This window comes from Sphingobium sp. MK2, assembly GCF_040170545.1.
In the GTDB taxonomy this organism is placed as follows: domain Bacteria; phylum Pseudomonadota; class Alphaproteobacteria; order Sphingomonadales; family Sphingomonadaceae; genus Sphingobium.
Window position 1 is genome coordinate 60,831 of the sequence record NZ_JAZDXA010000007.1, and the last position, 11,895, is coordinate 72,725.

12 protein-coding genes are annotated in these 11,895 nt (G+C 65.9%); 5 read left to right on the forward strand and 7 right to left on the reverse strand.

Features of this window, described 5'->3' with window-relative positions; all coding sequences use genetic code 11:
* Window positions 1-11: 11 nt before the first annotated feature.
* From V2I08_RS04550 to hemC, 5 genes are all read right to left on the reverse strand, one after another.
* Window positions 12-701 carry a 3-oxoacid CoA-transferase subunit A gene (locus V2I08_RS04550; RefSeq protein ID WP_349634021.1) on the reverse strand — a complete coding sequence of 230 codons (690 nt, stop codon included), beginning with the start codon at window positions 699-701 and terminating at the stop codon, window positions 12-14.
* Between the two features lie 746 nt (window positions 702-1,447).
* Entirely contained in the window at window positions 1,448-2,197 is a 750-nt protein-coding gene (locus V2I08_RS04555; protein ID WP_349634022.1) for an alpha/beta hydrolase, read from the reverse strand.
* Window positions 2,198-2,305: 108 nt separating this feature from the next.
* Window positions 2,306-3,196: a hypothetical protein gene (locus V2I08_RS04560; protein ID WP_349634023.1), complete on the reverse strand. Its 891-nt coding sequence runs from the start codon at window positions 3,194-3,196 to the stop codon at window positions 2,306-2,308.
* Between the two features lie 7 nt (window positions 3,197-3,203).
* Window positions 3,204-3,875, reverse strand: a complete 672-nt coding sequence (locus tag V2I08_RS04565) for a uroporphyrinogen-III synthase (protein ID WP_349634024.1) — start codon at window positions 3,873-3,875, stop codon at window positions 3,204-3,206.
* Complete coding sequence (hemC, locus tag V2I08_RS04570; RefSeq protein WP_349634025.1) at window positions 3,872-4,798, reverse strand: hydroxymethylbilane synthase; 927 nt, start codon at window positions 4,796-4,798, stop codon at window positions 3,872-3,874. Before hemC ends, V2I08_RS04565 begins: the two co-directional genes overlap by 4 nt.
* A gap of 44 nt (window positions 4,799-4,842) precedes the next feature.
* Here hemC and tsaD point away from each other — a divergent pair, with 44 nt between their 5' ends.
* The 3 genes from tsaD to V2I08_RS04585 are packed head-to-tail and all read left to right on the forward strand — an operon-like array spanning window position 4,843 to window position 8,387.
* Window positions 4,843-5,877 carry a tRNA (adenosine(37)-N6)-threonylcarbamoyltransferase complex transferase subunit TsaD gene (tsaD, locus tag V2I08_RS04575; RefSeq protein WP_349634026.1) on the forward strand — a complete coding sequence of 345 codons (1,035 nt, stop codon included), beginning with the start codon at window positions 4,843-4,845 and terminating at the stop codon, window positions 5,875-5,877.
* Complete coding sequence (locus tag V2I08_RS04580; RefSeq protein WP_349634027.1) at window positions 5,874-6,845, forward strand: NAD(P)H-dependent glycerol-3-phosphate dehydrogenase; 972 nt, start codon at window positions 5,874-5,876, stop codon at window positions 6,843-6,845. The genes tsaD and V2I08_RS04580 overlap by 4 nt, the downstream gene beginning before the upstream one ends.
* Window positions 6,846-6,866: 21 nt before the next feature.
* The gene (locus tag V2I08_RS04585) at window positions 6,867-8,387 is read left to right on the forward strand and encodes a lipopolysaccharide biosynthesis protein (RefSeq protein WP_349634028.1); all 1,521 of its coding nucleotides are present in this window, start codon (window positions 6,867-6,869) and stop codon (window positions 8,385-8,387) included.
* Between the two features lie 39 nt (window positions 8,388-8,426).
* Here V2I08_RS04585 and V2I08_RS04590 read toward each other — a convergent pair whose 3' ends face one another.
* The gene (locus V2I08_RS04590; RefSeq protein ID WP_349634029.1) at window positions 8,427-9,428 is read right to left on the reverse strand and encodes an adenosine kinase; all 1,002 of its coding nucleotides are present in this window, start codon (window positions 9,426-9,428) and stop codon (window positions 8,427-8,429) included.
* A 140-nt stretch (window positions 9,429-9,568) separates the two neighbouring features.
* Here V2I08_RS04590 and V2I08_RS04595 point away from each other — a divergent pair, with 140 nt between their 5' ends.
* Together V2I08_RS04595 and V2I08_RS04600 are read left to right on the forward strand one after the other, a co-directional pair.
* Window positions 9,569-10,234 carry an EI24 domain-containing protein gene (locus tag V2I08_RS04595; RefSeq protein WP_349634030.1) on the forward strand — a complete coding sequence of 222 codons (666 nt, stop codon included), beginning with the start codon at window positions 9,569-9,571 and terminating at the stop codon, window positions 10,232-10,234.
* The gene (locus V2I08_RS04600; RefSeq protein WP_310227413.1) at window positions 10,231-10,602 is read left to right on the forward strand and encodes a hypothetical protein; all 372 of its coding nucleotides are present in this window, start codon (window positions 10,231-10,233) and stop codon (window positions 10,600-10,602) included. Before V2I08_RS04595 ends, V2I08_RS04600 begins: the two co-directional genes overlap by 4 nt.
* A 486-nt stretch (window positions 10,603-11,088) precedes the next feature.
* Here V2I08_RS04600 and V2I08_RS04605 read toward each other — a convergent pair whose 3' ends face one another.
* Complete coding sequence (locus V2I08_RS04605; protein WP_349634031.1) at window positions 11,089-11,895, reverse strand: fumarylacetoacetate hydrolase family protein; 807 nt, start codon at window positions 11,893-11,895, stop codon at window positions 11,089-11,091.

The following is an 11,895-nucleotide window of genomic DNA, read 5'->3' on the forward strand; positions in this document are numbered from 1 at the left end:
ATGCGCTCCCTTCAGCCGTTGCCGGGCTGTGTTGGGCCGGCATCGACCTGCACCACGCGCTGGACAAAAATGCCGGGTGTCACCACATGCTCAGGGTCGATTTCGCCCAGTTTTACAAACTCCTGCACCTGGACGATCGTGGTCGTTGCGGCCATCGCCATGATCGGGCCGAAATTACGCGCGGTCTTGCGATAGGTCAGGTTGCCCCAGCGATCGCCCTGCTGCGCCTTTATCAGGGCGAAATCGGCGTGAAGGGGATATTCCAGCACATAGTGTCGACCGCCGATCTCGCGCGTTTCCTTGCCCTGCGCCAGCAGCGTACCATAGCCTGTCGGCGTAAAGATCGCCCCCAGTCCCGCGCCCGCTGCGTCGATGCGCGCGGCAAGATTGCCTTGCGGGACCAACTCCAGTTCCAGCGTTCCAGCGCGATAGGCTGCATCGAAATGATAGGAATCCGATTGGCGCGGAAAGGAGCAGATGATTTTTCGCACCCGGCCTTCGCGGATCAGCGCGGCGATACCCGCCTCGGCATTGCCCGCATTGTTGCTGATGATCGTCAAATCCCGCGCCGCATGATCGATCAGGGCATCGATCAGCGCATCGGGCGTGCCCGCCGTTCCAAAGCCGCCAATCATGATCGACGCACCGTCGCTGATATCAGCAACCGCCGCAGCGACACTGGGTATCTGCTTGTCAATCATCGACTGTCCTTCCGGCGGGGTAGGGATGCGAGCCAATATTGACTGCGCCAATCGATATGAGTCAACCGATATTCGGTTTATCATCCGATTATCGGTTATATATAGGGTGATATGCTGTCGCTCGCTGGCGATCCGCTCGATCTGACCGTCGATCCAGCGATGTTTGATCCTGGCAACGTCTGTCGAATAGATGGATCATGTGCCGTATAATAGGCCCATAGCGGACGGGTCGTAGCGGTCAGCGCTTGGGAAGCCGTCATTCACCAACCGCAACGGGAATTGCACCAGGGCGACGGTTATCTTCGTCCTTCGGCCAGCCTATCATCGCCGTGGCATTTTTGGGGCAGCCAGGAACGTATCAGCCATCGCCGACCTCTTCGTCTTGGATAAATGCTGCAGCGCCTACGGCCGTATTTGTTAGAGAGGTGGCAAGCTACCCAATGCACTTGCGCCCTCTCCTATTCCCCTTCCAATGTAGGATTTCCTCTGATCTATCCTCTTTGATGGACCAGTCTGCCCCGCGCCTCCAGCCGCAAAAAGCCGCCCGCTGTGCCCCACCTGTCGCGTTACCGTCGCGCAAGTGGCGCGTCACGGTGCCTTTCTCGACGCGCCGGTGGGGCTTTGCGGGTATGTGGCATGGGCGTCAGGCTGGCTATTGCCACAAAAAGACGAGGAAAAGGGGGGCCTGCAACGGTGTGAACTTTACCGCTGTGACCCTGCCGATCGCATTTGGACGGCTGGATATTTTATGCGCGCATCGACTCCAGCGCCTTGCCGACGGCCAATATGCCTTCGGGGGCCGCGGCAAAGCCCATATGGGTGCAATCGACTTCGATTGCCTTGTCGCGCTCACCACCGCGACCCTTGGCGCATTCAGGCAGGATCACGCCGTCGCGCTGCGACCACAGCGCAACCGTCGGAACCGGCGGTTTGATTTCGCGGGTGCAGGGGAAGGGGGGCTTGTCGACCGGAAAACCCGATACGAGCTGATAGAGACGCCAGGCATGGTTGGCGCGCGGGTCGCCGGAAAAGGGCGTGCCCAGCGTCACCACGCCGCCGACCTTATGCGTGGCATATTTGGCATATTCGCGCGCATACAGGCCGCCGAGGCTCCATCCGACAAGCGTCACCGGGCCGCCGCCTGCGCGCCGAATGGCATCGACGCGGCGGTCGATCTGGTCGAGGCTGTCAGGCTTCGGGCCATAATTGCGGCCCATTGCCCAATCATGCGCGGCATAGCCCGCCGCCGCCAATATCTGGCGCATGGCATCCATCCGCCGTTCCGAGGCCAGCAAGCCGGGGATCAACAGGACCGAACGGCCATCGCCCTTGATTTGCTGCGCCAGCGAGTCGGCCTGCGCTTGGGTGCGAGCGAGGTCGCGGGGGAGCGACAGATTGCCGAGCAGATGCGACAAAGGCGGCCGCGACGGGGCGGCTGGCCCTGGCGCAAAACGATCTTTCCAAAAACTGCTGACGGCTTGAACATGAGGTGGCACGAAAACAAAAATCCCAAGCCCGATCGGGCAAAGATGACGTTATCGTGACAAACACCGCGTCCGTCCATTGGTTTCGTCCTATGCGACGAACGGTTCGTCGCTGAAAGGCTAGGGTGTGGGTAGGGTCGGGCTGAGTGGGGCAGGGTCCACAGGACGCAAGGGCCGTGGTTCCAGGATCGCGGCGGTTTCGATGAGATCGAGCGCGCGGCGCGCCTCCAGATAGCGGCGGGCGAATTGCAGCCAGCGATCAGCAGCGGCACGACCGGGCATCCGCTCCACTTCGGCCAGCGCCGCGCTGACTCGGCCGCCGTCGAGATAGCGAACAGCGCGCTCCAGCGCAGCCTGGGGTCGGGGGGAAGGTGCCGATGCCCTGCGAATCGTCACCAGTTCGCGGGCTTCATGGGCAATGGCGTCCCACCAGTCGCTTTCTGCCGGCGGCGTGATCAATCGATCGCTGAGGTCCGTGAGGCCGACGCGCAGATCGGCCAGGGTTACAGGCTCGCGCGCGGCATTGATGATGGTGGCGACGGCGCGCGGCTGCGCCTGGCCGAAACGGGAGCGCAACTGCGCCTCGATATAGCCGAGCGGCGCGCCATTATCGAGCGCACGACGCGCGGCGAAGGCGATCAGCAGCCCTTCGGCGCGGGCGGCATTGCCCGAAGCGGCCTGCGCCTCGACCGTGATGCGGGTAAGCCGTTCGTCGAGCGCGACCACACGGGCGTCAAGCATCTGGGCGCTGCTCGCGGTCAGCGCGCCGGGCGTGACGGTCGGGGACGGGGTGCCGACCTGCGGCACGACGGCGACGGGCTGGGCCGGTTGCGGGTTCCAGCGCTTTTGAAGCTGGGGCCAGACCCAGGCGGTCAGCGCGACGCCGATCAGGAAGGCGAGCAGCATCAAGGTCACCAGCGGCATGGTGCTGCGCCGACGGGCAGGGGGCGGGGTTACGGGGATACTCCTATCGCCGTCCGCGTCGTGCATGCTGACCCTTTCGCCTGTCATCGTCCCGTCATTCGCACAAAGAAAGGGCGAGGGCCAGCATGTCGTCATCGACCGGCTTGTGCGGCGCGGAAAGGCTGGCCCAACCGCTACTACAAGCGGCCAGCGCGGTATGGCTGATCGCCACGATATGCAGTTCGCTCCGCTGGTCGAGCGGGATGCGTTCGGCCAGCCGCTCGCCCGCACGCGGCGAATGAACGAGCAGGATGGTGCCGGGGATAGCATCGTGCAGCAGCGCCGGGTCGGGCGGCAGGCTCGCCATCGTATAGACCGCGATCCGGGTGACGCGGAGCGGCCCGGCCTCCATCGGCGCGACCGTGGTGCCCGCCAGATGGAGGACGGCCCGATGATCATCCGCCGCGATCCGGGCGGCAATCGCACTGGCGTCACCCTCGCCACAGGTCACCTCGGCAAAGCCTGCGTCGTGCAAAGCCGCCGCCGTCGCCGTGCCGACAGCATAGGTCGGGAGCGCGCGATATTCGCCCAGTCGCGGTCCGGCCAGCCGCACCGTATTGGCGCTGGTCAGCAACAGCGCGTCGAATCCGTCAGCGGGGGGAGCGGCCCAGTCGAGCGGCAATGGCGCAAACAGCGGATGGCGCAACACCTCGAAACCGAGGCGCGCGGCCTTGTCCGCCGTCCTGCCCACCGCCGGTTCGGGGCGCAGGATCAAAAGCCGCCTCACCCTTCGAACAAGGCCCGTAGCGCCGGGCTGGCCTGCTCCAGCAAGGCGCGGCCGATCGCCTGCGCCACCACATCGTCACCGCGCGCCAGCCATGTTTCCTGGGCCACCGTTTCCTGCCCATCGGGGCTGATGATCTCGGCGCGCAGATATAGCCCGTCACCATCCACCACCGCCAGCGCCGCTATCGGCGAATGGCAGGTGCCACCCAGCGCCTTCAACACCGCGCGTTCGGCGGCGACGGCATCGGTCGTGTCGATGTCGCTGATCACGGCCAGCGCTTCATACAGCGGCGCATTGTCGGCCAGCGCCTCGATCCCCACCGCGCCCTGCGACGGGGCGGGCAACATCGTGTCGATCGGGATGGTCACGCCGACATCGCTCTGGTCGAGCCGATCGAGGCCCGCCGCCGCCAGCAGCGTGGCATGGACTTCCCCCGCCGCCAGCTTGGCGAGCCGGGTGGCGACATTGCCGCGGAACAGGGTGATGGTGGCGTCAGGGCGCAGCCGCATGACCTGCGCGGCGCGGCGCGGCGAACTGGTGCCGACGACCGGGTTGGCGGGCAGCGCGTCGAAACTTTCTACCCCCACCAGCTTGTCCCGCACATCGGCGCGCGGCAGCATCGCCGCGATCTGGAAGATGGCGGGGCGGATCGTTTCGACATCCTTCATGCTGTGGACCGCGAAGTCGATCTCCTGCGCGACCAATGCCCGTTCCAGTTCCTTGGTCCACAGCGCCTTGCCGCCGATATCGGCGAGCGCCCGGTCCTGGATACGGTCGCCGCTGGTCTGGACGGTGACGATCTCGATCGCGTCCGGTGCCCAGCCATGGGCGGTGATAAGCGCATGAGCGGTCATGTGCGCCTGGGCCAGCGCAAGCGGGGAGCCTCTGGTGCCAAGGCGCAACGGTCGATCGGACAAATACATATGCGGCTTGCTCTAATGACCACGGGCTTTAGATGGAAGCGGCAATGACAATCATCCTTGGCCTGGAATCGAGCTGCGATGAAACCGCAGCGGCGCTGGTGACGGCCGACGGGCGGATATTGGCCCATCGCCTGGCCACGCAGGAGGAGGCGCATCGCCCCTATGGCGGCGTCGTACCCGAAATCGCGGCGCGCGCGCATGTCGAGGCGCTCACGCCCCTGATCGCGGCGGCGCTGGCGGATGCGGAAATGACCTTGGCCGATGTCGATGTGATCGCCGCGACCGCCGGGCCGGGCCTGATCGGCGGGGTGATGGTGGGCCTCGTCACCGGCAAGGCGTTGGCTCATGCGGCGGGCAAGCCCCTGATCGCGGTCAATCATCTGGAGGGTCATGCACTCTCGCCGCGCCTCGCTGATCCGACGCTGCAATTCCCCTATATGCTGCTGCTGGTATCGGGCGGCCATTGCCAGATTTTGCTCGTGCGCGGGCCGGGCGATTATGCGCGGCTGGCGACGACCATCGACGATGCGGCGGGCGAGGCGTTTGACAAGACCGCCAAGCTGTTGGGGCTGGGCTATCCCGGCGGGCCGCTGGTCGAAAAGGCGGCGGCGCAGGGCAATGCCAAGGCGGTGCCGCTGCCCCGGCCGCTGGTCGGCACCGCCGAACCGCATTTTTCCTTCGCGGGCCTTAAAAGCGCGGTGATGCGCGCGGTCCAGTCCGGGCACTATTCGACGCAGGATATCGCCGCGAGCTTTCAGCACGCGGTGATCGACTGCCTGATCGACCGCACCCGCCGCGCGCTGGGGGCTGGCGAGCCTGTGACGGCGCTGGTCGTCGCCGGGGGCGTCGCCGCCAATCAGGCGATTCGCGGTGCGCTCGAAGCACTGGCGGCGGAGTATGACCTGCCCTTCGTCGCGCCGCCGCTCTGGCTTTGCACCGACAATGCGGCAATGATCGCCTGGGCCGGAGCAGAGCGCTATGCGGTGGGGCTGGTCGACGATCTGACTTTCCCCGCCCGGCCGCGCTGGCCGCTCGACCCGGCAGCGGAAAAGGCGCGCGGAGCGGGAGTGAAAGCATGAAGGCGGGGGTCATCGGAGCGGGTGCCTGGGGCACGGCGCTGGCGCAATTGCTGGCCGCCGATGGACAGGCGGTGCGGCTATGGGCGCTGGAGGCCGAGGTGGTCGACGCGGTCAATGGGTCGCAGGAAAATCCGCTCTATCTGCCGGGCATCCCGCTCTCGCCATCGATCGCCGCGACCGGCGCGATGGCGGATATGGCGGATTGCGATCTGCTGCTGGTGGTCAGCCCCGCCCAGCATCTGCGCAGCGTCGTGGCGCAGGCACCTGCGGGCGTCCCGCTGCTACTCTGTTCCAAGGGGATAGAGGCGGGCACCAGCCTGCTGATGTCGGAGGTCGCGCAACAGGCGCAGCCCCAATCGCCCATCGCCGTCCTGTCCGGCCCGACCTTTGCGCATGAAGTGGCGCGCGGCTTGCCGACAGCGATCACGCTGGCGTGCGAGGACCGGGCGCTGGGCGAACGGCTGGCGGCGCGGATCGCCCGACCGGCCTTCCGCCCTTATCTGTCCGACGATGTGATCGGCGCGGAGATTGGCGGCGCGGTCAAGAATGTGCTGGCGATCGCCTGCGGCGTGGCCGAGGGCGCGGGGCTCGGTCTCAATGCGCGGGCGGCGCTGATCAGTCGCGGTTTTGCCGAAATGACGCGCTTTGGCCTCGCGCGCGGGGCGCGGGCGGAGACGCTGGGCGGCCTGTCGGGGCTGGGCGATCTTGTCCTGACCTGCTCGTCCACCAATTCGCGCAATTTCTCGCTGGGCAAGGGGCTGGGCGAGGGGCAGGCGGCCGCCGACCTGCTCGCCAACCGCCGCACCGTGGCCGAAGGCGCGTTCACCGCGCCGGTGCTGCGCGCTGCGGCGCTGGCGGCGGGGGTCGAAATGCCGGTGGTGGATGCGGTGTGCGCGTTGCTGGCGGATGCCGTGCCGCTCGCCCAGGTCATCGACGCGCTGCTCGCGCGTCCGTTGCGTCCCGAATAGCCGCCGCGCCGCAGCATCCATTTGTCTACAGATAATCCCACGGGTCCGTCGGCCGCTGCGGTTGCGCAGAGCGATAAGGACGATATCGCCGCCCTGGCCAAGGGCGGGCGGACCAATATTTTCGGCTTCCTGCTGCGGCTCGCCGCGCGCCTGCCCTTCCTGTTCATCGCCGGGCGTGTCTATGGCGCCGAGGCGCTGGGCCGTTTCGCTTATGCGGTGCTGGTGGTGGAATTCGTCGCGCAACTCGCCACGCTGGGGCTGAAACGCGGGCTGGCAGGCGCGCTCAGCCAGACCGAACGGCCGCATAACCATGTCGTGACTGACGCGATGGTGCTGACGCTGACCGCCTCGCTGCTTGGCGCGGCGCTGCTGCTCGTCTTTCCGCAAGCGATGTTCCCCAATAGCGGCATCAATGGCCTCGACCGGCTGCTGGCGCTGATCGTCATTGCGGTTGCCGGGTCGGACGTGGCGCTGGCGGCCTGCGCCTATCGCTTCGATGTCGGCGCAACGGTGCGGGCGCGGGCGATCATCGAACCCTGGACGATCAGCATCGCGGTCTTCGCCTTTTCCTTCTATTCCCGGCGGGACGGCCTGATCATGGCCTATGCCATGGCGATGACCGCGGCGTTGATCGCGTCGCTGATCCCGATGGTGCGTCATTATGGCTTGCCAACGGGCTGGCGGCCGAATTTTCCGCGACTGTGGCGGATGGCCCGGCGCAACCTGCCGCTGGCGGCGGCTGATGGCGTCGAATGGGGGTCGCGGCGGCTGGACATGGCGATATTGGGCCTGTTCGTCAGCCCCGCGGTGATCGGCGTCTATTATGTCGCGCAGCAGGTCGCGTCGCTGCCGCAAAAGCTCAAGACCAGTTTCGACCCGATATTGGGGCCAGTGATCACCCGCAACCTGGCCGAAAACAACCTTGTCGGCATTGCGCGGCAGGTGAGCCAGGTGGGTTTCTGGATCATTGCGGCGCAGGCGGGGATTGCGCTCGCGCTCGCCATTCCGGGCGAAGCGGTGATGGGGCTGGTCGGTCCCAATTTCGTCGCGGGCACCGGGGCGCTGGGCTTCCTGCTGCTCGCCGAAGTCATTGCGGCGACGGCGGTCGTCAGCGAATCGGCGCTGGTCTATATTGCCCGGCATCGCAATCTGATGATCTCGCTGGGCATGATCGGGTGCCAGGCAGCGTTCAGTTTCGCGCTGATCCTGGGCGCGCGCGCGATAGAATTGCCGCCGATGTGGCTGGCAGCGGCACCGGCGCTGGCGCTGTGCCTGTCGCTGGGCATCGGGGCGTTCGTCAAGGCACGGTTGCTCTCGCGCTTGCTGGGTGCGCCGATCAATGCCTGGCGCTGGTCGCTGCTGAGCGCGGCGGCGGTTGCCAGCCTGGTCGGCGCGGGCTTCGTCGCTTTGCCGCCGCGGCTCGAATGGGTCGAACTGGCGGTCGGGGTGTGGGCAATCCTAGGGGCTTATGGCTTCGTTATCTGGCGCTGGGGCTTTGGCTCCGAAGACCGGGCGCTGTTTCGCAAGAAGAAGATGAATTGAACGGACGGAGGGGCAATACCCCTCCGTTTTTCTGTTCGGTCAGGCGAAGAGCTTGTCGCGGATGATGCCGAGATCGGCTTCGGGGCGGGCGCCCCAGTGGGAGATGATTTCGGCCGCGGCGGCGGCACCCAGCGCCAGGCAGTCTTCGACACCGCGCCCGTCGATATGGGCGGCGAGGAAGCCCGCTGCGAACAGGTCGCCCGCGCCGGTGGTGTCGATGATGTCCGTCACCGGGGCGGCGGGCGCTTCGTAACGGATGCCATCGACGATCGCGACCGCGCCCTTTTCACTGCGGGTCGAGACCAGCACCGGCACCTTGCCTGCGAACAGAGCCAGCGCCTTGTCGAAGCCCTCGACGGCGGCGAGCGACTGGATTTCGCCCTCGTTCGAAAAGAGGATGTCGATCTGGCCATTGTCGATCAGGTCGAGGAAATCGGCGCGATGGCGGTCGATCACGAAATTGTCGGACAGGGTGAAGGCGACCTTGCGCCCTGCGCCGCGTGCGGCGTCGATCGCGGCGCGCATCGCGGCGCGTGGCTGTTCGGGGTCCCAGAGATAGCCTTCGAGATAGAGGATGCCGGCCGAGCGGATGAGGTCGAGGTCGAGCGCGGCTTCGGGCAGGAATTGCGAGGCGCCGAGGAAGGTGTTCATCGTCCGCTGCGCATCGGGCGTCACCAGGATCAGGCAGCGCGCGGTCGGGATATCGCCGGTGGCGGCGGGGGTGTCGAAACGGATGCCGAGCGCGCGGACGTCATGCGCGAACACATCGCCGAGTTGATCGTCATTGACCTGGCCGATGAAGCCACAGCTTTTGCCCAGCGCGGCAAGGCCCGCCAGCGTATTGGCGGCCGATCCGCCGCTAATTTCCTTCGCCTGTCCCATGTCGGCATAGAGGCTTTCCGCCATATCGGCGTCGATCAACTGCATGCCGCCCTTGGTCAGCGCATGTTCGGCGAGGAAGGCGTCGTCGCTACGGGCCAGAACGTCGACGATGGCGTTGCCGATCGCAACGACATCCAATGTGGGGGCGGGAGAGGTCACGCAAATTCCTTGGTCGAAAAGAGAAATCAAAATCCCGCCGTCTCTATAGGCGCGGCCCGCGCGGTGCAACCGGCGCTCATGGCGGGAGCGACAGGACGGGACGATTGACGGCGATGGCCGGGGCGCGGATAGTCGGCCCCATGATCCTGACCGCTGCGCTGCGCGCTTTCCCCTCCCTCTTCCACGGTGCGGCGTTGCGGCTGCTGCTCAAGACTCTGACGCTGACGCTGCTGATCTTCGTCGCGCTGGGCGGCGGCATATGGGCGGGCTTTCATGCGCTGCGGCTCCATTATGGCTGGGGAGGGGGCGGTTTGGCCGAAGCGACGGCGACCGCGCTGGCGGTGGTGGCGCTTGGCTGGCTGTTGTTCCGGGCGACGGCGATGGCGGTGATGGGCCTGTTTGCCGACGACATCATCGACGCGGTCGAGCGCCAATCCTATCCCTATGCCGCCGCCACGGCGCGGCCCGTGGGTTGGGGGCGGAGCGGACGCTATGCGCTGGCCTCGCTGGCGCGGGCGCTGGGGTGGAATTTGCTGGCGCTGCCCGCCTATCTGTTCCTGTTGGTGACCGGGGTGGGAACGATCGCCCTGTTCCTGGCGCTCAACGCCTATCTGCTGGGGCGCGACATGGCCGATATGATCGAGCCGCGTCATCCCGCGCTGCCGCCGATCGGACGGGGCAGCCGCTGGCTGATGGGGCTGTTGTCGGCGCTCGCCTTCCTGGTGCCGCTGGTCAACCTGCTTGCACCGATCTGGAGCGCGGCTATGGCGGTGCATATGCTGCATGGCCAAAGGAAATCCGCATGACATCCCTGCGTCCCCTTGTGGCGGCACTGCTGTCGCTGCCGCTTGCCGCCTGTGGTGCGGGCACGGTGGTGCCGCGCACCGGCACGATGCCACCCGTTGGTCCCCCGGCCAGCGCTTTTTCCAAGCAAGGCCCGCTGATGGGATCGGATGCGGGCGCACTGACCCGACTGTTTGGTACCCCCCGGCTCGACATTCGCGAAACTACGGTGCGCAAACTGCAATTCGCCAATGGCCGGTGCGTACTCGACGCCTATCTTTACGCGCCCGCACCGGGGAAAGAGCCGGTGGTAACGCATGTGGACGCGCGGACGCCGACGGGATCGGATGTCGATCCGGCGGCTTGCGCGACCGCGCTGCGGACCAAATAACCGATCGACAGGGTCACAGCCGCGAAGTTCACACCGTTGCAGGCTTTGGTTTTGCGGGCGTTTCGGGCGGAATCGCGACAGGAACGCGCCGCCGCCGCGACACCCCCATACGCGCAGCGTCACATCGCCGCGTCGCCCAGGCGACGGGGACGCGACAGGTGGGGCACAGATGCGCGACGGTGCGGCGAGTATCGGCAGCGGGTGGCGAAGGGCGTGCAGGTCCATCGCTAAGGATAGAACAGAGGAAATCCTACATTGGAAGGGGAATAGGATTTAGAGCCGTGACGGCATGGACGGGCACCAATGGTCTTGATGCAAGCGCAGCGTCCCACAAGCTTGCCTCGATAGAAAGGTGGGGCAAGGGTAGGCGTGCCATGCTGGTTTGCCCCGGAGAGTTGCAGCCCTGTTGCCAGGAAAAGCTGGGCTGCAAATCTCAGATGGAATAACGCTGCACTATCACTTAGCGTGTCAGGTTGACGCAGATATTCATGGCCGTGCCACGATCGGCGTCGTCACCGGACCAAGCGGCCCGACTTCCACCTTCACCACATCGCCGGGCTGAAGGAAGCGCGGGGGCTTCATCGCCATGCCGACGCCCGACGGTGTGCCGGTGATGATGAGGTCGCCGGGCCGCAGCGTCATCGCGCGCGAGACAAAGGCGATGACTTGCGGCACGGTGAAGATGAAGTCCGACGTATCGCCATTCTGCACAACCTCGCCATTGACTTCGGTGACAACCTTCCAGCCGTCTGCCGGATCGCCGGCTTCGTCTCTGGTGACAATCGCGCCGATCGGGCCGCTGGCATCGCTGTTCTTGCCCAGCGCCCATTGCGGCGTTTCAAGCTGTATCGCGCGGCAAGAAAGGTCGTTGAACGAGCAATAGCCATAGACATGATCGTTGGCATCGGCTTCGCTGATGGCAAGACCCGCCTTGCCGATCACTACGCCCAGTTCGGCTTCCCAGTCATATGTCGGAGCCATGGCAGGCGATGGCGCGCCATCGGGGATCAGCGTTTGCGCCCAGCGTGCGAAGACGACCGGAATTTCGGGAATGGGCATGCCGCCTTCTTCGGCATGCAGCCGGTAGTTGAGGCCGACGCAGATCACGCGCCCGGTCGCCGGGATGGCGGGTGCCAGATCGACATCGTCCAGCCATTGTCCTTCCTGCGCGTTCGCGGCGGCCGCGACGGGATCGGACCAGAAGGCCTCGATCGGGGCGATGGGGCGATATTGCCCGTTTGCGGCCTGGGCGATCTTTACGCCGTCGGGGGTCTTCATTCCTACGATACGCAT

Coding starts and splice junctions, on each gene's coding strand:
- V2I08_RS04550 (WP_349634021.1), bottom strand. CDS start 701: ATGATTGACAAGCAGATACCCAGTGTCGCTGCGGCGGTTGCTGATATC.
- V2I08_RS04600 (WP_310227413.1), top strand. CDS start 10,231: ATGACATCCCTGCGTCCCCTTGTGGCGGCACTGCTGTCGCTGCCGCTT.
- V2I08_RS04580 (WP_349634027.1), top strand. CDS start 5,874: ATGAAGGCGGGGGTCATCGGAGCGGGTGCCTGGGGCACGGCGCTGGCG.
- V2I08_RS04605 (WP_349634031.1), bottom strand. CDS start 11,895: ATGCGTATCGTAGGAATGAAGACCCCCGACGGCGTAAAGATCGCCCAG.
- hemC (WP_349634025.1), bottom strand. CDS start 4,798: ATGTATTTGTCCGATCGACCGTTGCGCCTTGGCACCAGAGGCTCCCCG.
- V2I08_RS04560 (WP_349634023.1), bottom strand. CDS start 3,196: ATGACAGGCGAAAGGGTCAGCATGCACGACGCGGACGGCGATAGGAGT.
- tsaD (WP_349634026.1), top strand. CDS start 4,843: ATGACAATCATCCTTGGCCTGGAATCGAGCTGCGATGAAACCGCAGCG.
- V2I08_RS04595 (WP_349634030.1), top strand. CDS start 9,569: ATGATCCTGACCGCTGCGCTGCGCGCTTTCCCCTCCCTCTTCCACGGT.